Here is a 22,171-nt window from a genome sequence, read left to right on the forward strand (position 1 = left end):
TCACCTCATGTACTTCCTCGCGAAGACCGTTAGGAACACAGCCCACATGAACATTCCGAATAGTGCCTCGACGGATGCAATAGCCCTACCAACTCCCACCGGGTGGTAGTCACCATAGCCGAGGGTCGTTGCAGTGACAACGCTGAAGTACTCATAGTCAAAGAACCCCATCGTCCCACTGAGGCCCTGGACGCTCTTAGTCAGGAAGAACAGAAGGGGAAAGAAAATGTTCACTGCGGCAAGCCACAGAAGTATGGGCCGCTTCCAGTCCGTTCCATATTTGCACGTCAGGTCAGCGAAGAGCCACTCGAATATTCCCTCCAGCTTTAGGAGGGCCTTTTTAAGACCCCTAACCCTCGCAGTTAGCCGCGCATGCCTCTTGGCGACCATCTCAAGGTAGTAGTATTCATCCGCACGTTCAAGGTCCCCGTTTCTCTCCCAGCTCGTCCTGGCGATGCGGTAGAATATCTCAGACATCCTCGGGTTGTTGAAGCGGCACTCCTCGACGACCACAAAACCCTCAACGTTGAGCTCAAGGGGCAGATGGGGGAGAACGGTTACGTTCCAGGTTGCATCGCCGTAGAAACTAACCCGCCGGAATATGAAGTTCCCCATCACGGTGACGTGGACGAACTCAGGAATCTTTATTCTGCCACCGAGCACCTCCGCGTGCCCGAACACGTGGAGATTCTCGAGAACAATCTGGCCGTGGAAGTGCCTCACGCTCAGCCTGACCTGCCTCTTAAAGCGCGCGGACTGGTCAAACTGGACGTCCCTGAGGACGAGGGCCGTTGCTTTGACGGTTCTCTCCGCGGAACTCGAGATCTTTATCCCGTGCTCTTCGAGGAGACGCTTCATGAGGGGATACCGGACGTTTATGCCTATCCTCCGTACATCCCTCAGGTTGGCTAGTTCTATTCTTCCTGTTGCTGTTTTTCTCTCACCGTATTCCTCTTCACCTTTCTCCGCCTTTCCGATGTACTCCGTCGAATTCAGCATGAAGTAGCGGACGCTGGAGTCCTTAATGTATATCGAGTTCGAAAATTTCACGCGGAGAATGTTGAGGCCGAAAATCCGTGAGCCGTGAACGAGGAGCGTTCCGACTTCACTCCCAAAGACCACAATCCTTCCAGCCGAAGAGTTGTAGAAGGTCAGCCCAGGAATGCTCACGTCATCGAAGAGCAACGTCTTGACGTGAGAGTTCTTGAAGACTATCGGCTTCTTGGCCCTGAAATCGCTTATCTTGACCTCGTAGAGGTAGACACCCTCAAAATACGTCTGGCCCGACTTTAACCTCTTCAGAAACGTCTCCTCCTTAATGTGCCTTATTTCATCCCCAAATAAACGCTCACCTTCCTCGTACGGTATGTGGAGGGCACAGTACTGGGAGCCTTCTAGAGCCTTTAGTCTACACTTCCTACCGTTCTCATATGTGTACTCGCACATAATCCTCCCGGATAAACTCGCTGTGGGAAGTAATTAAGGTTTTCTCCTGCTCCTCAGTGAACGCATGTAGAATTTCCTTCCGTTGTAGTCCAGTTCTATGAGCAGCCCCGCACTCAAAAGCTTCTCAACAGTGTCCCAGTCGGCGTTGGCCCTCCTAAGGAGTTCCCTAACTGCCTCTTCGCGCATTGGGTGGACGGCAGTGATGCTCAGCAGATCCTCTTCAATGTTCCCAGAGAATGCAAAAGCGTTCCCTTCATAGCCGATAAGATACTCAACGTGTTCATCTCCGAGAACTTCAGCGAATGCCTGGAATGCGCGGTTTATTGTCTCTTCATCAGCGGGTCTTACCCATGACTCGGCCGGTGGCCTCGTGGGGATGGCTATGTAAGCTTTATCCGGCCTAAGTTCCTTCAAAAATTCGGCAAGCTTCCCAAACTCGTTTCCATAGTCGAGGTTGATGAGCATGGTCTCAGTAACGAGGGTTCCGTCGAAGCCGTCCCTAAACTCAAGCATTCCATTGAGTATTTTCTCAAGGCTCAGGCTCTTGTGGGGCCTGTCTATGCGCCTCCAGAGGGGTTCACTCACGGCGTCGAGCTTTAACGAAACGAAATTGAGCTGGGACAGTTCCTCCCTTACGTCCTCACGCCATATTAGCGATGAGTTCGTGATTACCGCGAGCGGAATTCCAAGGTCTTTCAAAAGCTCTATTTCCTTCCCGAGGTTAGAGTCGAGGGTCGGCTCGCCGTCGGGCACGAAGGTTATATAGTCGATTCTCTCGCCCCTCTCTTCGGCGGCCTCAACCTTCTTGCGGACCTCCCCGAATATGAAGGAGGGCTCGTAGAAGGGCCTCCTCTCGACCTCCATCCTAACGGTTCTCCCAATCTGACAGTAGATGCAGGCATAAGAGCAGACTTTATCTGGAATATTGTTCACTCCGAGGCTCTTTCCTAACCGTCTCGAAGGGACCGGACCGAAGGCTATCATGTCACCACCCGAATTAGGTTAACCTAAAAGCGTATAAACTTTGCTCACGAGCGGAGCTTCCTGAAGTAAGCCTTCATCGCCGACCAGTTGAGGGCTATGTGGACGAATGACAGCCCGAAGAAGGCGAAGCCAAGGTAAGTATGGAGCGTATCCGCCAGATCAACGGGCAGGTTGAACCCAAGCTGGGCCGCGAGAGGACCAATGAGCAGAATAATTCCAGTTATCCCCGTAATCAGCCACAGGACGAAGAGCGTCAGCGAGACCCACATCCTCAGTTTATAGCTCATGGCACTACCCCCTTACAAACCTCTGGCCGTTTATGATTATGACGTCGGCCTTCAGCTCGCCATTTTCATAGCTCGCGAGGACTTCGACCCTCTCCCCAACGTGGAGAAGGAGAAGCATGTCCTTCCAAGTGTATTCAACCCCGTTTGGTCCCGTCCACCTGCCCCTCACCCATATCGCCTTCCCATCCACGACGAAGTAGCGATCGACCAAGTTGATCTCCTCGACGATGCCTGTGATGTTCATAGTCGTGATGTTGAACAGTTCCTCGGGATTCGTTGAAGTGGCATTGATGTTCTCTGGGGGCTGTCCAATGTAGAACTCAATGGTTACCCTCTCCTCAGTCCCGTAGGGACATCCAGTGCCGTATTTGAAAACGACATCGAGGGTGCCGTTGCCAAGAACTTTGACGGTGTACTGCTTAAACGCCGTGTAGGGGTCAAGAAGCTTAGTCTCAGTTTCGTTCACGATTTCAACGTTGTTGGGATTCTCGGTTATTATTTCCCAGTCCGAGTAGGGACAGGGCTGGGCGTGTTTGAACTTCACGGTAACATTGAGGATAACCTCCGTCCCAGGCTCAGGAACGTAGGCCTTCTCAGGGACAACGCAGAGGAGGTCAGAACCCTCATGGGAAACGGCGGAGCCAACATAGAGAACGCCGTTAGAAGAGAGCACCGAGGAGTCTTCAGAAGGAAGGGAAGTAGCGCTGGAAAGCCTTCCCTCTTCCCACCTAACCGCGAAGGGAAGGGCAGTGAACAGGATGCACAGGATGAAGGCCGCGATGAGTTTCCGTTCCATACATCGAAAACTTACATATGAAAGAGAATTTAAGCTTTTTGGTACAATTGTCCGTAAACGAAACACTGAGCGACTCGCTGGAGTACTGGCTTTTGCCAGAGGTCGACGCGGTAATGGCAAGTGCAACCTGCATCCTGAACGGAACCATCGACATGCTGCTTGACAGGGCTAAAAACGCCAGAATCTTCCTCTTGACCGGTCCAACAGGCCAGGTTCTTCCCGAGTTCTTTAAGGGCACAGGGGTAACACACATAGCCTCGATGAAGGTTGTGAACATCGAAAATGCAATACTCCAGCTGAAGCTTGGCTGCTTCAGGGGATTCTCCGACGAGAACGAGAAGTACGTCGTTGAGCCTTGATGGAGTTTTTTTCTTTTTTGTCGTTTCTTCCACACATATTCAATGAACAATTCTGAACATTATAGCCTTCTCCGCGTCACAAATCTTTTTAAACCAAAAGCGACTCCCGAAGGCTCCAAGGTGAGAAAATGAGTCAGAGAGTTTCGGTTGCGGTTAGAAACACAATGGTCTCGAACCGCTACCGCTACGTTCCCAAGATGCCGCGGTGGTTTTACTCCTTCGTGCCCTTCAAGGTAGCCACTGGTGGGAGCTCAGCCCTGGTCAGCCTGTATCTCCTTGAGCTTGGCGGGAACGCCTCGACCGTTGGCTTAACTTTCGCCCTTGCTAGTTTAGCCTCAATGCTCGGCGCTTTATTCTGGGGAAAGCTCAGCGATAAGACCCTGAGAAGGAAGCCCTTTATACTGCTCGGCTTCGCGAGCGTGCCAGTTTTCCTAACGCTCATGGCATTCGTCAAAACACCGGCTCAGCTCATAGCTGTAAACACTGTCTACGCATTCTTCCTTGCATCGACGCTCTCCGTACCGATAGCCCTAGTTTTAAGGAGCGTCAGAAAGCACAACTGGGACTACGGCATAGGGAAGTTCAACGAGATAAGCGGCTGGGGCTGGGTGCTCGGTCTGGTTCTCGGCTTCGGCCTGTCAAGGTTTCTCACGATTCCCCAGCTGTTCGTGGCTTTCGCCCTCCTCGGCCTGCCATCGGTGTTCATGGCCCAAAGGATGATACGCGAGGTCCCGATATACGTCAACAGGAAGGCGATACGGGCCTTCTGCAACTACGTTATCGAGAAGGCTCGCTACTTCCCGAGCTTCATCCTCCACACCAACTTCAGCCTTCCAAATGGTCTGAAAAGGTTCTACATCTCGTTCCTGCTCTTCTGGATAGCGGCAGGACTGTATTTCCCACAGGTTCCCGTGCTCCTTACGGAGAGCGGCTACACGAGGGAGCTCATCTACCTTGCCCTGATCGTCAACTCCACCATAGCAGCCCTCAACTACACCCGCGTCGGAATGAGCATGGGTGAAAACAAGGAAGGAACACTCAGAAAAGGCCTCCTTCTCAGGACGGGGGCGTTCGTGGCAATCACTGCCGGCGCGCTGGTCTCTCCAGCACTGTTCCCTCTGGCGTTCGCCTCATACGCTCTGGCTGGCTACTCCTGGACCTTCATAGGCGTCTCATCGACGGCCATAGTTAGTGAAAAGGCCGGTGAAAAGGAAAATGGACGCGCCATGGGAACCTACAACGTGATAAGCTCAGCAGGGTACATAGCCGGGAGTGCCCTCGGCGGATATGTCGTCTCGGCCTTCGGCTTTGGCATGACCTTTGGCCTCGGAGTGGCCCTTTTGGGTGGGAGCGTGCTGCTGCTGAGAAGGTAAAAAGGGCTGTAAAAAAGAGCTTCAGAACTTAAGAACTCTTGCGAGAACGATCAGCGGGTCCCAGACCGGGGCGAACGGTGGAGCGTAAGCCAGATCCGTGAAGAAGACATCTTTGGTTGTGAAGCCAGCCTGAAGCATCGCCGCGGCAGCGTCAATCCTCGGCAGTATCTCTGCACCCACCGCCTGAACGCCGAGCAGCCTGTTGGTCTCGTTGTCAACGACGCCCTTGAGGTGAATCTCCCTTCCGCCGGGGTAGTAGTGGGGCTTCGTCCTGGCCTTTATGACGGCTGTCCTGACATCGTAGCCCTCCTTTATTGCCTCAGCCTCGGTGAGGCCGGTCTTTCCAATCTCAAGATCAAGGAACTTGGTTATGCTCGTTCCCAGGACGCCGGGGAAGCTTATCTCCTTTCCGGCTATGTTGCTTCCAGCGACGTAGCCCATCTTGTTTCCTGCCGGGGCGAGCGGAATCCAGACGTGCCTGCCGGTTATTATGTGCCTTGTCTCTGCCACATCTCCGGCAGCGTAAACGTTCTCAACGCTCGTCTGCATCTTCTCGTTCGTCCATATGGCACCAGTCTCACCTATCTTCACTCCCAGCTGCCTTGCGAGCTCGGTGTTTGGCTTTATGCCCGTGGCAATTATTACGAGATCCGCTGGATATTCAGCGGTATCAGTTACCACTTTCTCGACCTTTCCATCGCCCTCTATGCGTATCGTCAGCTCCTGGAGGCGGAGGTTTAAATGCTTCCTAAGCTTCTCCTCGACGATGTCGGTTATCTCCTTGTCAAAGGTCTTTCTCAGAATCCTCTCGCTCCGCCCGATGAGTGTTACGTTCTTGTCCTGGGCGACGAAGGCCTCGGCCATCTCGAGGGCTATGTAACCCGTTCCGATGACGACGACGTTTTTAACGTCGTTCTTCTCAAGGTACTCCTTTATGGCGACGGCATCGGGCGGCAAATCTGCGGTGAAAACCCCCTCAAGCTCGGTTCCCTCTATGGGCGGAACTTGTGGCGAGGCTCCGTTGGCGAAAACCAAATAGTCCCACTCGTACGTGTGCTCTCCATCCTCCTCCCGAACCCTAACGGTTCCCTGCTCCACCTCGATGACCTCAGCCCTGAGGTGCAGGTCTATACCGCGCTTCTTGATGAAAACTTCTGGTGGATAGTGCATGAGCTTTTCCTTTGGTGAGATGCCCTCGACGACGTAGGGGACGCCACAGGGTGCATGGCTCACCCATTCGGTCGCCTCAAAGACCTTAACGTCCCACTCGGGCTTAAGCCTCTTCACGCGAGAGGCTGCGCTCATTCCGGCGGCACCACCACCTATGATAACGACCGTCTTTCTCTCCATGAACACCACCAAAAAAGGTTCAAAACCACTGGTTAAAAAGGTTGGCGGGACAAAAGCGGGTCATTCCATTCTCCGCAGGAAGTACTTTCTACCCTTCACCTCGACCATCCTGTAGACCTCGCCCTCTCTAAGCTCTATCCCGGGCTTTTCAAGCTCATAGGTCTCGTAGGTCTCCATGTCCATGAGCTGAACCTCGTTCGGAGTTATGCTCGTTACCATGGCCTCGCTCTCCTCGTGATCTGCCCAGTCTATGCCGTCCCTCTTCACGGTCTTCCAGTCTCTGTGCTCGCTTTCGTTGGTCGAGAGGTTCCTGAGACTCATTCCCCTGCCGTCAACCTTCTCGACCTCGTAAACGTTGCCATGCTTATCCTCGACTATGTCCCCCTTCTGGAACTTCGGAATTCTCACACTGACGCTCGTGCGGTAAACTTCCCTGCTCGTCTGTCTGTCCACTCCAACGAGCTCGTAGGCCTCGCTTATGGTTCCGCCGAAACGCTCCTTTATGGCCTGGGCGAGCTTTCTGGCACTTGAGGTAGAGCCCATGTAGAAATCGAGGCCCTCCTCCTTCTCTATGGTGTCCTGAATGAAGCCCATCCTGTCCTTGCGCATTATCTCATCGACCTTCTCCTCAACGAGCTTCCCAATGACCTTGCGCTCCTCTTCCGTCAGGGGCCTACCTTCGGCGCGGACCTGGAGGATGGCCTCAAAATAGCCGCCAAGGAACTTCTGACATCGAGGGCAGACGGTCTGGCGGACGTAGACAGTAACGTACTTCGTCTCATCGTGGAGCTCGTGCTGGAGCTCGTGTATTCTGGCCTTAACGCGAACCTCGTAGGTTATTATAGCAGGGAAATACTCGATGTGCCAGTCCACCGGCTGGAAAGCCACAAGGGCTCCCCCGACCGGGAGTTCTTCAACCTCCTCGAGCTCTTCCATTGAAACTACTTCAAAGCTCCTCACGCGTTCATCGAGGGAATCCCCAAGCTCCTCAAGGAGAGCACTGTCAGCAACTTCGAAAATAAGCTCCTCAAGCTCGTAGGTGCTTGGATCAACCCAGACTCCCCTTTTCTTGTAGCTTCCGCAGTTCTGGCACAGCTCTGTGTTTATCTCTCCTTCCATGAGGAGAACCGGATTCTCCTTCCGGAAGCATACCTGGCAGAGGCCCTCGATGAGGGGACCCCCCTCCTCCTCACTTATCCCGCAGCGGTAGCAGAAGCGTTCACTCATGGCCATCACCACTTCATCTTCGCCATCTGAGCGTGGGGTACTCCTTCAATCCGCAAAACGCGATTTTCGTCGACGTAGCCCAGCTCTATGGCCTTCCCCACGCACCTCTCACCGACTAGATTGGCTATCGTCGCCTCCTCGAGGAGCTCCTCTAAGGTGTCGAGCTCAACGAGTTCGCCCTTGTAAAAGCGCTCCTTTACCTCTAATTTGAGCTCCCCCTCTCGGAAGGTTTTCCCCAGGAGCTCCTTGTCGCAGGCGGCCAATAAAACCTCCCCTTGAACGCGATAAACTTTGATGTATATCATGAGCGTCACCAGTTGGAGAAAAGCGCGGCAGTTTAAAAGCATTGGGTAGAAAAACTAAGGGAAAGAAAGAGGGCATCAGCCCTCAGAACCTTCGAGTTCCTTAATAGCCTCCTCGAGTATCTTGTAGGCCTTGAGGATGTTGAGGTAGGCATTCCTGACGTACGGAAGTGCTGCGACGGCGAGGCTCTCCCTCATCGGGTTCATGTACTTCTTGCCCTCCTCGTAGTAGCTGTCGGCGAGCTCCTTGTAGTACATGGCCTCCTGGAGGGTCTCGTTGTCGACGCCAAGCTCAACTGCCTTCTGGTAGAGTGGGTCGAACTTCTGGTCGTACCTCCAGTAGAGCATGTACCAGACGTAGTTCCAGGTGCTGACTATGTAGCGGGCGGTCTTGTACTCGATGGTAACTGTAACCGGGGAGGCATACTGGACCTCGATTACTAGGTATATTGCGTTGTTACCCATAGTGGTGTAATAGCTGAGGACGTGGTCACCGCTGACTGTGACGTACTGGGTATCAATTGGGAGAGTGACGATGAGATAGGCAGTGTATCCACTTGGACCATCTGCGATTATCGTCATTGTCGTAGTCTCTACACTCACATCCGTTATGGTCCCACTGCCAATCGCGATAAATGGCTCGAGATCAGTTGAGCTGAGGACTTCGCCTGGAGCAATGTCCACAACATTGTATGTCAGCGTCTTTGATAGTGGCACATATCCTTCTCTCTCGATGGTGACTTCAATGTCGTGCTTGCCAATCTCCAGCATATCTGGATCAAGATCGAGCTGGAGCCTGCCTTCTTCGTCAGTGAGGCCGTAGTATTCTCCATTGATGAAGACCGCCGCTCCTGGGACGGCAACTCCCGTCAGGGCGTCCTTGACGATTATAGTCGGGCTCTCCATACCGAGCGTGAGGTCGGTCTTCTCAAGGCCGACTGCGAATGATGAACCTCCGATTCTAACGAACATTGGGACGCTGAAGAACTCAACTACACCGTCCTCCATGTACGGCTCGTTGAGAAGGAACCCAACGAGGCCTATGTTGACACCTGGATAGACCTCTTCATTGGCGTTAAGCACGAGGGTTATGTTCGATATATCTCCTGGGGCAAGGTAGATGCTGTCGTCGTAGCTTCCAAGGTAGCCGTCCCTAAGGGCGTACTTCGTGAGCATGAAGTTAGTTTCGCCGCTTGGAACACTCCATCCATAGACGCTGATTGTGTAAACTCCAGGAGTCGGGTCTTCGATGTCAATGGCCTCGTTGGAAGTTGGAGATTCACTTGAGTACACCTCGCCATCTGGGGTTATCACATAAAGGTCAAGGTCAGCCTCGGGGTCTCCTGGGTTGCCTATCTCAACGTGGAACTGCAGGGTGCCGTTCGGCACAGTGTACTGCTCAACGTACCATGCCCGATCACCAACGTTCCTGATGCTGGAGTTGTATGGACCAACACCGATGGTGAGGACAGTGGCGTTTATTGCAGCGTAGAGGTTTTCGATAGTGTAGTTGAATATTACAAGTCCTTCATTGTATGGAACTAACGGAACGTAGTCTCCAGACTTCACACCGTAGAGGGTGACGTTGAAGTCAATCTCAGCCTGCTGCGGGCTCGCGAATACGTCCCAAACCCAGGAGTTGAAGTAGTCATTGGAGGAGTATATCTCCCAGATTCCTCCGGAGGGATACTCTATATATCTCCTGTCCCTTGGGCCTCCCATGTCCCAGTAGTAAGTACAGTTGTCGCTGCTCGGCATGTCTGGACCAACGGTTCCAATGAACATGTAGTACATTCCATCGGGGTCGTAAACAAAGCTGGCCACATCCACACCGGTTCTCTGGTAGACCTCAATGTCAATCAGCTGGGCATCACTCGGCACGTTGAAGAGGAGCCTCCTCTCGTTGGCGATTCCTTCCTCTCCGGGGCTTACGGTGAGGGCCTCGCTGATTCTGTAGCCATTGTCAGCGGTGAACTCGTAGGGAACGACGATGGTAATCGGGGCCCTCATGTCGATTATCTTTGTAGTCGGGTCGTCGCCGATTATCATGGCCTCGTGGACTCCTGGGGCAAGGGTCTCATTGAAGTAGTACGGCGTCGTGAAGAACAATGTAGTTATGTCATTAGCAGGGACTACAATAGAAGTCTTGGCTACTCCGTCCAAGAGCTGGGTGAGGTTGTCGTTCATGGATATATACGGCGCAAGCTCTCCCTCAACGCTCAGGTCGATGGTTATGTTGCTGTCACTGGGGTTGTAGATGGTAATGAAGCCTATTGGCTCATCGTACCTAGCAACCATAGCTAGGGTGTAATCAGTAATGGAGTATTGGGCTGAAACGTTGTAGTACCAGTCGATTGGGAACCACATAAACGGATAGCCATACGGGGTAGTTTCATCTTGGTACTCCTCCCTCGCGACGCTGTTCCTGGCGTAGTAACCGGAGTATACGAGTGGTGACTCCTCAACGGTGTCAAAGGTACTAAGAACCTCCCATGCACCTGTGACGTTGAGGAAGCCAGCTCCCTGATCGATGACGCTCTGATTCAACGGCACGGCTCCCCTGACGAGGGCATCCTCGAGCATGTCAGGGGTCGGCTTTGCCCCGTAGGTCTCCTCGTAGGCGTTTATGAGGAGCGCGAGGGCACCACCTACATGTGGTGCTGCCATGGAGGTTCCGCTCATGTACTGGTAGGGAACGTCGTTTATGTAGTAGAGTTCCACCAATGGCATGGCGGACATTACATTGGCACCAGGTGCAAGTATTGTCGGCTTGAACTGACCGACCTCGTTAGGACCCCTTGAGCTGAAGGTGGTGACAACGGCATAGTCAGTAATTTGGTCAACTGGGAAGCCCTCAACAGAGACATTGCACTCGGAGGCTATGTACTGGTACTCTGGAGTATAAATGACATTCTCGTTGAGCCACTCCATCCTGAGCTTCTCAAGGGCAGCACCTACGGAAATGGCGTTAAAGGCAACACTCGGGTCACCAACACTGTTTATTCCCGGACCCTCGTTTCCAGCAGATATCGAGAACGGTATGTCGAACTGGTCGGCAACCCAGTTGAGGACTATGTCATCGGGCTGGTCACCGACTTGGAACAGAGGCTGTCCTCCAATGCTCATGCTGACGACGTCGGCCTCATCCCCGGTGTTTGGAATGCCATCGGGTCCAAGGGCCGCAGTGACGAAAGCGTCAATGAGGTAGCTGGTGAGTATTATTCCCAAGAAGTCGGTACCGACCTTAATTACCATGAGCTGAGCGCCGGGGGCCATTCCCTTAATCCAGCCGTTGGCGGCTATGGTTCCTGCGACGTGGGTACCATGGTCACCCATGTCATAGCCGAGTATCACCCAGTTTCCGTTTGGATCAAGCTCTGAAACAACGAAGTCCTTCTTGATTCCGAGGGTCTCGTTCCAGACCCAGGCGCCTACATTGTCAGGACCTGGGTTAACCCTGTAGAGGGTGAGGGGCTTCTCGTCGGCGAAGCTTCCGTCGTTGTCGGTGTCGATGTAGACGAGGTTGTATTCGCCGGCGGTCTCGTTGTCGACCACGAGGATAGCTCCAGCCCAGGGATCATAGTGGAAACCATCGTAGGGGTCCATATACGGATTGTTGTAGAAGTCACCGTCAAGCTCAACGCCCCACTCTTCAACGTGACCGATGTGGTAGACGCCGCTCTTCGACGAAGCATCGTTTGGAAGCTCGAAAGTCATGCCCATATAAACAACGGTTCCGTTAGTGGCCTCAACCTCGGTGGAAGTGTCAAACCATCCCGAGGCAGGCTTGTCGGGTATCCCGAAGTAGTAGCTCAGCAGCCAAGTGTCAGTTACGTCGATGTAGTCCTTAATCTTGGGTTTTCCGTCGGTGGTCCAGAGGAGGTCCGGGTGACCTGGATCAACACCCGTGTCTATAACGGCAACAGTAACGTTTCTTCCATCAAAGCCGAGCTGCCACATCTGCTTAGCGTATGTGCTCTCAACGCTAACGTTGGCGAGTCCCTGTGCCTCTTCTATAGTGAGAGTAACATTGCCAAAGAAGAAGTTTGGTTTAAGGTCGTCATCTTCAGGTTTTGGCGGCTCAATTTTGTATATCTGATCAAGCCAAACCCTATCTATAACCTTGCTCTTGTAGAGAAGGCCCATGTCATTGACATCAACGGCAACCGCTACGAGACGGAGGTAATCAAAAGTCTTACCAATAATAAAACCCTCTCTAGCCAAATCTTCGGCAGTATAGCCATCTTTAAGGTGAACTACTAAGGGCACTACGTCCCATCCTTTAGCTTTGGCCTGGACAAAAGCCTCTATAACTGACTTTGGAACGTATGGGCCGTCCTGGACAACATTTACCTCAGTGTGCTCAACGGGCATTTCTGATGTTACCGTGCCTAGTGTAGCCACTGGAACGGATATTGCCGCTGGTACCACCGATAGTAGCATCACTACCACGACTAAAAGGCTCAAGGCCTTTTTATTCATCATGACACCTCCCAATCGTAATGTTCATCTATACTGTGAAGGTCACACAGATATAAAGATTTCGTTCTACGGAGTAACCACAAAGCCTCTACTAACCATGAAACACCAATAGTGACCCTTTTTGGGCATTAAACTCTCGTTTATCACTCCATTAAAACTGAAAGTGAATCTAGTACAGAGTGATGTGACGCCCATACGTTCCTCAGAAACCACCTTAACTCAGATAAGAACAACAATCACTCCTCCAGAAACAGCAGTGCCCCCAGAAGGAATATCAGCAGGAAAGCGTCGATTCCAGGATCGAGGGCATATACCATAATGGCAAGCACAAATGCAAAACTTTTTGTGTTTTTCTCACTCTCCCTCAGAAGGAAACCTAACAAAAAAGCCTCCAGAAGTCCAAAAAATCCAAAATCGGCAATTGCCTGTCCGAAAAAGAAGTACGTGTAGTTGCCGCTCGCCCCAAAGAGCCCGGCAATCATATGCCTCGGATTGTTGCTGAATAGCAGATTCCCATGGAAGATGCCAGTCGGAAGGGAAAGACGAACCAAGTTATGAAACACTAAGAAAGTAAAACCAATCCTAATCAGAATTGCTTCGATGCTACCGCTGAGCCATATCACCAAAAGGCCTAAGAGGAGACCACCCCCTAGGGTTTTGGTATCAACTCTGAAAATCCCACGAGAGTACAGGTCAAAGACGTAGGCGAGGTACATCAGCACTATAAGGGAGCGGAACGTTCCGAGGAAGAAGATGAAGGTAAAGATCAGGAATAGTAGAGTCTTCACTTTGGTGCTGGTGTCTGTGTACACAATGCTGAGGGCCCCCAAAAGCGCAGAAAAGACAAGCGGTCCAACCAGCTCATACCTCAGGTGTTTCTCAAATAGAGGAACACCCACGGCCAGATAAAGACCAACCGGGATAAGAAGGGCAATAACCAAAGCATGAACTGCAAATCTGTTGTACACATTGATACGGAGACAGTAAGCCACAATGAGCAGGGCGGCCAACAGCGGGCCGAGGGGATATTCAAGGAATGAGAGCACGAATATTCCCAGAGCGTAGAACCAAGGATTTACCTTGAATCTGGTTGAATAACCGAGGGCAAATACTGCAAAGAACGCCAGAGCATAAACCACGCCTAACAGTAGCATCGAGGGAGAAAGGCCCCTAGCATAAATCAGCCCCCTCAGCTCGCTGTCAAAGTAGTTAGAATACAATGAAAGGAACAGGTAGCTGAAAAACGCGAGGCTAAAAATTTTTAACCCCCTCACTTTACCACCAACTAATGTTAAAGCGGGAGTTTAAAAGATTTAAGGGGTGCAGGTGGGATGAAAATCCGAACTGAGAAGCTTTATCTTTCCATGATTCTCATCGCGTCCTTCATCGTGAGATTGATACCCCACAGAACCCTTCTGTTGGCCACATACGACGAGTATCTCCACAGAGATATAACGATAAGACTTGCCAGCCAAGGTTTGAGTGCCATCTCAAAGGATATACCCTCCCTCTTAGGTCTGAGGGCATACAGCTATCCCCCGCTGTTCCACATAATCGGAGCTGCCCTTTACAGACTCTTCCCTTCGGACTATGTGTTTTTCATGCTGCCCCCGATTTACGGCACCATAGCGGTGTTTGGCTTTTACCTCGCCTTTAAGGAGCTCATGGAGGACGAAAAGCGTGCCCTCCTGGCTACTTCATTGCTCGCCTTCGCCCCGAACTTCATATACAGAACTGGCCTCTACATCCCCGAGAACCTCGGACTGGCAATGTTCTCCTTCAGCCTGCTGTTACTGATAAAGTTCCTGAAGACCAGGCGTCTCAAGTATCTGATAGTCCTCGGCGTTCTGCTTGGGGTGTACATGCTCACTCACAGGGGATGGGTCTTCTTCCTTATGGCCGCGTCAGTAATCATTCTCTCATACATCTGGCCGATAATAAAGAAGAACCTGCACTACTTCATCGCGCTGCTCATCCTGGCGTACATAGCGTACCTCAAGATTGATTTTATCAACTCCCTCGTGGCAGACTTCTTCCTTAGGCTCCAGAAGACGGAAGTCAGCTTCTTAGGCTACTTCAAGTGGATAGGGGTCATACAGCTAGTCTTCGGCGCCCTCGGGACAAAGTACTACCTTGAGAGAGACCCGATAAGAAGGGGCTTCGCCCTCTGGGCCTGGGCCTTCATGTTCGCGGGGGGAATATCCTTCAGGTTCAGGGATCCCTACGCCACCATTCCACTCGCGGCGATGTCGGCGGAGTTCCTAATCGACGAGGTCTTCCCAAGGGTTGGCCCGCTGTTAAGAAACGCACTCAGCGATATCAGAGGCATTGGCTCAAAGTGGGTAAAGAACGTTTCCACCAAGAAGGGCCTCGCAACCGCGGTTATTGCACTGATGCTCTTTGTGCCCCTCGCCCAGGGAGCGTACAGCGCTTTCAGATACATCAACCCGCCGACCGTTAGCGACAAGGAGGCCTACCAGTGGATAATCGACAACACTCCCGAGGACGCCACGATACTCGTCTGGTGGGACATGGGATACCTCATCATCGGAAACACCCACAGGAAGGACGTCGTCATCTGGAAGAAGGTGTATCAGGGCTTCTTCGGAGAGGCACCAACCGCGATGGAGGCGAGCCAGGCATACAACGACCACGTGGTGATGTTCAGTTCCAACCAGAGGGAGCGCGTCTATTTCCTCATGAAGAAATACAACGTGAGCTACATATTCGTGGATAAGACGAGACTGAGCTACGGCCTCATAAAATACGGTCTCATGGAGTACGCACCCTACGATACCCACTTCAAGCTCGAGTTCTGCAACGGCAACGCCCAGATATACCTCTTCATTCCGGAACCAACGCTTCAGCCAGTAGACATGTTCCCGCTAAACTACACTGGAACCTATGAGCCTCTCGTAAGCTTCCTGGAGAAGTTCTGGACCGGCTACAACTACGCCGACTTCGATGACCGCTACAAGGCCTACTTCAACCTCAACGGCTGGATGGTGGAGCTTTACAGCAGGCTCTATGAGAAGACGGGAGATGAGGCATTCAAGGAACGCACCGACTGGCTCCTCAAATGGCTTTCGTACAAACAGATGGACAACGGAGCCTTCCCGTGGGGGGTTCCACCAAACGACTTCACGCTTTACACTTCGTACACCCTTGAACCGCTGAAGAACTTCACCTTTGAGGGCAAGGAGAAGTCCTTAGACCTGCTCAAGAGCAGGGAAAAAGAAGACTACTTCATGACAACGCCAACAGACGAGAAAGGGGGCCTTGTAACTAACGCCATGATGTTACCAGTTTACAAAGAGCTTGGAATACTCAACGAGACCACCGAAAAGAACATCCTCAGAGAAATCCTGAACGAGCAGAGGGGGGACGGTAACTGGAACGGTAATTTAGGAACAACGATAGCGATAGCATCGAGCCTCGCCCGCTACTACCAGCTGACTGGAAACGAGACAGTTTTAGAAGCCGTCAAGAAAGCCGCCGAATGGCTGAAAGACCAGCAGGATGAGACCGGAAAGCTCAAAGCGGAGAAGTTCGACTACGCATATTCCCGCGCCACCTATGCCCAGATGGTTTATATATACCACGTCGCTGGACTAACAGAGGAAGAGGAGATCACACTTAAATTCATCTTTGACACCTTCAACCCCAACAGGGAAGTCCACCCGCTGGACACAGTCATAACCATATACCGCTACTTCGGCTATGCATACGGACCCGACAAAGCAATTGAGATGCTAAACAATCTGCTCAGGCTTCACCCAATGGTGAAGTTTGAGTAACCTTTTTATTCCAATTTTGGTACCGTGACACCAATGGAGTCCCATAAAATGATGAACATTGGTGAACAGCATAAAGAAGAATTAGGCTAGCCTTATTCCACCAATGAGCACATTTGGCGTTTTTATCATTTCTGTACTCCAGCGAACATCCTTGGATAGTTAATTTTAAATATAAACTCTCGATATATCACCCGCAGTAAGCAACTGCGGTAAACCACTTTGGAGGGGATTTGGATGAGTGAATACAAGTTTATAAAGTGGTTTGAAGAGCTCGGAAAGAAGGATGTTGCCCTTGTTGGTGGAAAGGGTGCAAACCTTGGTGAACTTACCAACGCTGGTATTCCAGTTCCACCTGGATTCTGTGTTACTGCTGAGGCCTACAAGTACTTCGTTGAGAACGTCCGCGTTGAGGATGGTAGAACCCTTCAGGAGTGGATTATAGACATAATCGCCCAGACTAACGTTGATGACAGCAAGCAGCTCCAGGAGAACACCGCCAAGATAAGAGAGAAGATCATCTCCATGGAGATGCCAGAGGATATAGCCAAGGAGATTGTCGACGCCTACAAGAAGCTCAGCCAGCGCTTCAACAAGGACGCCGTTTACGTTGCCGTCCGCTCTTCTGCCACCGCTGAGGACCTTCCGGAGGCTTCCTTCGCCGGCCAGCAGGAGACCTACCTCGACGTCTACGGCGAGGACGACGTTCTCGAGAAGGTCAAGCGCTGCTGGGCCAGCCTCTGGACTGCAAGGGCCACCTTCTACAGGGCCAAGCAGGGCTTTGACCACAGCAAGGTTTACCTCTCAGCAGTCGTCCAGAAGATGGTCAACAGCGAGACCAGCGGTGTCATGTTCACCGCCAACCCGGTCACCAACGACAGGAGTGAGATAATGATCAACGCCGCCTGGGGCCTCGGTGAGGCCGTCGTCAGCGGTGCCGTTTCTCCGGACGAGTACATCGTCGAGAAGGGCACCTGGAAGATCAAGGAGAAGTACATCGCCAAGAAGGAGATAATGATCGTCAGGAACCCCGAGACCGGTAAGGGAACCGTCACCGTTAAGACCGCCGAGTACCTCGGCCCAGAGTACGTCGAGAAGCAGGTCCTCACCGACGAGCAGATACTCGAGGTCGCCAAGATCGGTGCCAGGATCGAGGAGCACTACGGCTGGCCACAGGACATCGAGTGGGCCTACGACAAGGACGACGGCAAGCTCTACATCGTCCAGTCCAGGCCGATTACGACCCTTAAGGAAGAGGTTAAGACGGAAGAGGCCGAGATGACTGAGGAGATGAAGGTTCTCCTCAAGGGTCTTGGAGCCTCACCGGGCATTGGTGCCGGTAAGGTTGTCGTCATCTTCGACGCGAGTGACATAGACAAGGTCAAAGAGGGCGATGTCCTCGTCACCACCATGACCAACCCGGACATGGTTCCGGCCATGAAGAGGGCCAGCGCTATCGTCACCGACGAGGGCGGTAGGACCTGCCACGCTGCCATCGTCAGCAGGGAGCTCGGTATTCCGGCCGTTGTCGGTACCAAGGATGCTACCAAGGTCCTCAAGGACGGCATGCTCGTTACCGTCGACGGTACCAGGGGTGTCGTCTACGAGGGCATAGTCAAGAGCCTCGTTAAGGGCGAAGAGGAGAAGGCCGCTGGCGGTCAGGTAGTTGTCGCCGGTGCTCCGCTCATCACCGCCACCGAGGTCAAGGTCAACGTCTCGATGCCTGAGGTCGCCGAGAGGGCCGCCGCCACCGGCGCGGACGGAGTTGGTCTCCTCAGGGCCGAGCACATGATCCTCGGAATCGGTGCCCACCCGATCAAGTTCATCAAGGAGGGCAGGGAGGAGGAGCTCGTCGAGAAGCTCGTCGAGGGTATCAGGAAGGTCGTCGAGGCCTTCTACCCGAGGAGGGTCTGGTACAGGACCCTTGACGCCCCGACCAACGAGTTCCGCGAGCTCCCAGGTGGCGAGGACGAGCCAGAAGAGAGGAACCCGATGCTTGGCTGGAGAGGCATCAGGCGCGGTCTCGACCAGCCGGAGCTCCTCAAGGCCGAGTTCAAGGCCATCAAGAGGCTCGTTGACGAGGGCTACGACAACATCGGTGTCATGCTCCCGCTCGTCAGCCACCCAGAGCAGATCAGGAAGGCCAAGGAGATAGCCATGGAGGTCGGCCTCATTCCGCACAAGGACGTCGAGTGGGGCGTCATGATCGAGACCCCGGCCAGCGCCCTCATCATCGAGGACCTCATCAAGGAGGGCCTTGACTTCGTCAGCTTCGGTACCAACGACCTCACCCAGTACACCCTCGCCATCGACAGGGACAACGAGCGCGTCTTCAAGCTCTACGACGAGAAGCACCCGGCCGTTCTCAAGCTCATCGAGAACGTCATCAAGGTCTGCAAGAAGTACGGCGTCGAGACCAGCATCTGCGGCCAGGCCGGCAGCGACCCGAAGATGGTCAAGCTCCTCGTCAGGATGGGTATCGACAGCGTCAGCGCCAACCCGGATGCCGTCGAGCTCGTCAGGAAGACCGTTGCCAGGGAAGAGCAGAAGCTCATGCTCGAGGCCGCCAGGAAGAGGCTCTTTGAGTGAACCTCTTCGAGCAGCGCTCTGCGCTTCCTTCTTTTCTATCTCATTTGACTTGACGCATTCTCCGGTTTCTTGAAACAGGGGATGGATTCTTTATCCATGGCAAGGCTTTTATATTAGCGTTTCGACACCCGTTTGATTGACATGGACGGTGACAGAAGGGACAAAATAGACGCGATGAGGCAGCAAATCGTCGAGGGGCACGTGGAGAAGACTCTCATCAAGTTAGCTTCTCCGCTCATCATCAACAACCTAGTGCAGGTTCTTTACAACCTCACGGACACCTTCTGGCTCGGTAAGCTCGGCAGGGAAGAGCTCTCTGCACCAGGAACCGCATGGCCCCTCGTGTGGTTCTTCATGAGTATAGGAATGGGCTTCGCCATAGCGGGCTTTGCCTTCGTGAGCCAGTACGTGGGAGCCAAGAGGTACGACGAAGCAAACAGGGCGGCTGGTTCCCTCTACTCCCTCATGATGATATTCTCCGCCATTGTGGCGGTCGTCGGTGTTCTGATAGCGCCTCTGGCGATGGATTTCATGAATGTCACGCCTGAGGTGTATGACTATGCCCTGAGCTACACGAGGATAGTCTTCATCGGAATACCATTCTCCTTTACGCTCTTCGCTTTCAACTTCCTCCTGAGGGCTATAGGAGACACTAAGACGCCGATGAAGATAAACGCATTCACGGTCTTCCTCAACATAGTCCTCGACCCGTTTCTGATCTTCGGCTGGCTGGGCTTTCCAGCCCTCGGCGTCGTCGGAGCGGCTGTGGCCACGATGGTCTCAAACAGCATCGGTTCGCTCATAGGCGGCTACCTGCTCTTCAAGGGCAGGGTTGGAATCCACCTAACGCTGGAGAGCCTGAAGCCACACTGGGACTTCTACAAGCGTATCTTCAGGGTAGGCATTCCGTCAAGTGTTGGCTTCTCCACGGATGCCCTAGGTTTCGTTGTGCTTACAAGGATTATATACGGTTACGGAACTGTGGCCTTCGCAACGTACAGCATAGCCAACAGGCTGATCAACTTCATGTTCGCCTTTGCCAACGGCATAAGCCAGGCCATGGGTACGATGGTAGGTCAGAACGTTGGGGCAGAGAAGTACGAGAGGGCCAAGAAGATAGCCGAAAAAGCGATGCTCATCAACTTCATAATCCTGAGCGCTGGAACGGCCATAGTCATCGTTTTCAGGCCGCAGATATTCGGCTTCTTCATAAAGGATCCAGAGGTTTTAGCGGAGAGCGTCAAGTTCGTGAAGTACTTCGCGGTCTCGCTGCCCTTCTTCGGCATACTCTCCGCGGTAAGCAACGTCTTCCAGAGCGCTGGCCACACTAAGAAGGCCATGGTGCTTGGCATGATAAGGCTCTGGATCCTGAGAATTCCCCTCGCTTACGGTCTCGGACAGTTCCTGAATGACACCATCGGCGTCTGGCTCGGTATGGGGCTGAGCAACATCCTCAGCGCACTGTTTGCCCTCGCCTGGTTCCTCCGGGGGAGCTGGATGAGAAAGATAATAGAAAAAGCACCATAACCCTTTTATATCAGCGTTTCGATTGCCGTCTGATTGAATATGAGGGACTCCAAAGTTCAGAGGACGCGCGAGGAAATTCTCCACGGGCCCATTGAGAAGACGCTTCTGTCTCTCTCGCTTCCGCTCATAATCAACAACTTAGTGCAGGTTCTGTACAACATCACCGACACATTCTGGCTCGGCAAGCTTGGAAGGGCAGAACTCTCAGCTCCAGGAACTGCCTGGCCTATGATAGGAACCCTTATGGCCCTCGGCATGGGCTTTGCCACGGCAGGCTTTGCACTCGTCGGGCAGTACGTAGGGGCCGGGAGATACAAAGAAGCGAACAGAGCTGCGGGTTCACTCTACTCCCTCGTGCTAATCTTTGCCACCTTTGTCGGGATATTCGGCTACTTCGCGACACCCTATGCACTCCGCTTCATGCACGTTTCAGTGAGTGTCTACCCATATGCTTTGAGCTACACGAGGATAATATTCCTCGGCATACCCTTTGCCTTCACCAGCTTTGCCTTCAGCTTTCTCCTAAGGGCCGTCGGTGACACCAAAACACCGATGAAGCTCAACCTCCTGACGGTGGCCGTAAACATAGTCCTCGACCCCATCCTAATATTCGGATGGTTCGGCTTTCCTGAAATGGGGGTCACTGGAGCCGCCCTAGCCACGATAACAGCTAACAGCATTGGCTCACTCATAGGTGCCTACTTGCTCTTCACTGGTAAGGTTGGCGTGCACCTCACTCCGGAGAACCTCAAACCGGATTTGGGATTCTACAGTAAAATATTCCGCATCGGACTGCCCTCGAGCATCGGCCAGTCTGCCAACAACTTCGGGTTCGTCATCCTGACGAGAATAATCTTCGGCTTCGGCGACGTCGCCTACGCTGCCTACATAATCACCACCCGCCTCGTGAACGTGCTCACGAGCATATCAAGGGGAATAAGCATGGGAATGGGCACGATGGTCGCCCAGAACGTCGGTGCGGAGCAGTACGAGAGGGCCAAGAGGATAGCCGAGAGGACAATGATGGTAAACTTTGCCATAGCCTCTTTCTCGGTTCTCCTGATCGGCATATTCAGAGAGGAGGTTTTCCGGGTCTTTCTCAATGACCCAGCAGTTATAGCCGAGAGTGAAATCGTTCTCAAGTACTTCCTAATTTCTGTCCCATTCTTCAACGGCATCTTCGTAGTAGTTACCAACGTCTTCAGGAGTGCAGGTCACACGAAAAAGAGCATGACCTTAAGCATACTCCGCCTTTGGGGCCTGAGGATACCGATGAGCTACGCCTTTGGTTATATACCAGCGCTGGCCTTCAGCTTCGTCCTGCTTGGGCACACAATCAGCGTCCACATTCCGCTGGCCGAGCTCTTCAACTTCACGAGCAAGGGAGTGTTCTTTGGCATGGGCATGAGCAACTTTATAACGGCTGGAGTGGCTTTAGTCTGGTTCATGAAGGGCACCTGGATGCGGAGGGTCATTGGAAGAGTGGAATAAATCAAAACGTTTCCGAAACATTTTCTGTTGTTCTGAGTAAAGACCAAGAATTTTTAAACTCTCTTGGAAATTTTAAGCGAAATCCGAGTCTAGAATCAGAGGATACAATCAGCAGATCAAATCAGGAGTCAGACTAATAAACCCCTCCCCCAACCCCTTCCTGG

The 22,171-nt window shown here is 52.7% G+C and carries 14 protein-coding genes and 1 pseudogene; 6 read left to right on the top strand and 9 right to left on the bottom strand.

Annotated features, from left to right (window positions below; all coding sequences use genetic code 11):
- Genes E3E23_RS03415 through E3E23_RS03430 form a run of 4 tightly spaced genes read right to left on the bottom strand, consistent with a single transcriptional unit; the run spans position 1 to position 3,513 of the window.
- Positions 1-1,446 carry a potassium channel family protein gene (locus E3E23_RS03415; RefSeq protein WP_167906315.1) on the bottom strand — a complete coding sequence of 482 codons (1,446 nt, stop codon included), beginning with the start codon at positions 1,444-1,446 and terminating at the stop codon, positions 1-3.
- A gap of 33 nt (positions 1,447-1,479) precedes the next feature.
- Complete coding sequence (locus E3E23_RS03420; RefSeq protein WP_167906317.1) at positions 1,480-2,430, bottom strand: radical SAM protein; 951 nt, start codon at positions 2,428-2,430, stop codon at positions 1,480-1,482.
- A 44-nt stretch (positions 2,431-2,474) separates the two neighbouring features.
- Positions 2,475-2,717 carry a DUF4405 domain-containing protein gene (locus E3E23_RS03425; protein WP_167906318.1) on the bottom strand — a complete coding sequence of 81 codons (243 nt, stop codon included), beginning with the start codon at positions 2,715-2,717 and terminating at the stop codon, positions 2,475-2,477.
- A 4-nt stretch (positions 2,718-2,721) separates the two neighbouring features.
- Positions 2,722-3,513 (bottom strand): hypothetical protein, encoded by a 792-nt coding sequence (locus tag E3E23_RS03430; protein ID WP_167906319.1) that lies wholly within the window; start codon positions 3,511-3,513, stop codon positions 2,722-2,724.
- Between the two features lie 59 nt (positions 3,514-3,572).
- Here E3E23_RS03430 and E3E23_RS03435 point away from each other — a divergent pair.
- Both E3E23_RS03435 and E3E23_RS03440 read left to right on the top strand, forming a co-directional pair.
- Positions 3,573-3,872 (top strand): annotated as a pseudogene (locus E3E23_RS03435) (Rossmann-like domain-containing protein); the annotation flags it as partial.
- A gap of 128 nt (positions 3,873-4,000) precedes the next feature.
- On the top strand, positions 4,001-5,245 hold the full coding sequence (locus E3E23_RS03440; RefSeq protein WP_167906321.1) for an MFS transporter: 1,245 nt from the start codon (positions 4,001-4,003) through the stop codon (positions 5,243-5,245).
- A 21-nt stretch (positions 5,246-5,266) separates the two neighbouring features.
- Here the strand turns inward: E3E23_RS03440 and cdr are convergent, their stop codons facing one another.
- The 5 genes from cdr to E3E23_RS03465 form a co-directional block, all read right to left on the bottom strand.
- Positions 5,267-6,595, bottom strand: coding sequence for a CoA-disulfide reductase (gene cdr / locus E3E23_RS03445; protein WP_167906669.1), 1,329 nt, complete (start codon positions 6,593-6,595; stop codon positions 5,267-5,269).
- Between the two features lie 60 nt (positions 6,596-6,655).
- The gene (locus tag E3E23_RS03450) at positions 6,656-7,822 is read right to left on the bottom strand and encodes a 60S ribosomal export protein NMD3 (protein ID WP_167906671.1); all 1,167 of its coding nucleotides are present in this window, start codon (positions 7,820-7,822) and stop codon (positions 6,656-6,658) included.
- A 5-nt stretch (positions 7,823-7,827) separates the two neighbouring features.
- Positions 7,828-8,127 carry a DUF424 domain-containing protein gene (locus E3E23_RS03455; protein WP_167906670.1) on the bottom strand — a complete coding sequence of 100 codons (300 nt, stop codon included), beginning with the start codon at positions 8,125-8,127 and terminating at the stop codon, positions 7,828-7,830.
- A 75-nt stretch (positions 8,128-8,202) separates the two neighbouring features.
- Entirely contained in the window at positions 8,203-12,606 is a 4,404-nt protein-coding gene (locus E3E23_RS03460) for a S8 family serine peptidase (protein ID WP_167906323.1), read from the bottom strand.
- Positions 12,607-12,842: 236 nt separating this feature from the next.
- Complete coding sequence (locus tag E3E23_RS03465) at positions 12,843-13,880, bottom strand: hypothetical protein (RefSeq protein WP_167906324.1); 1,038 nt, start codon at positions 13,878-13,880, stop codon at positions 12,843-12,845.
- A 57-nt stretch (positions 13,881-13,937) separates the two neighbouring features.
- Here E3E23_RS03465 and E3E23_RS03470 point away from each other — a divergent pair, with 57 nt between their 5' ends.
- From E3E23_RS03470 to E3E23_RS03485, 4 genes are all read left to right on the top strand, one after another.
- Positions 13,938-16,403, top strand: a complete 2,466-nt coding sequence (locus tag E3E23_RS03470; protein ID WP_167906325.1) for a glycosyltransferase family 39 protein — start codon at positions 13,938-13,940, stop codon at positions 16,401-16,403.
- A gap of 234 nt (positions 16,404-16,637) precedes the next feature.
- Positions 16,638-18,989: a phosphoenolpyruvate synthase gene (gene ppsA / locus E3E23_RS03475; RefSeq protein WP_167906327.1), complete on the top strand. Its 2,352-nt coding sequence runs from the start codon at positions 16,638-16,640 to the stop codon at positions 18,987-18,989.
- Between the two features lie 141 nt (positions 18,990-19,130).
- A complete protein-coding gene (locus tag E3E23_RS03480; protein ID WP_167906672.1) occupies positions 19,131-20,516 on the top strand; it encodes an MATE family efflux transporter in 1,386 nt (461 codons plus the stop codon).
- 39 nt (positions 20,517-20,555) lie between these two features.
- Positions 20,556-22,007, top strand: a complete 1,452-nt coding sequence (locus E3E23_RS03485) for an MATE family efflux transporter (RefSeq protein ID WP_167906673.1) — start codon at positions 20,556-20,558, stop codon at positions 22,005-22,007.
- The last annotated feature ends 164 nt before the right edge of the window (positions 22,008-22,171 follow it).

The organism is Thermococcus sp. CX2, assembly GCF_012027555.1.
Taxonomy (GTDB): domain Archaea; phylum Methanobacteriota_B; class Thermococci; order Thermococcales; family Thermococcaceae; genus Thermococcus.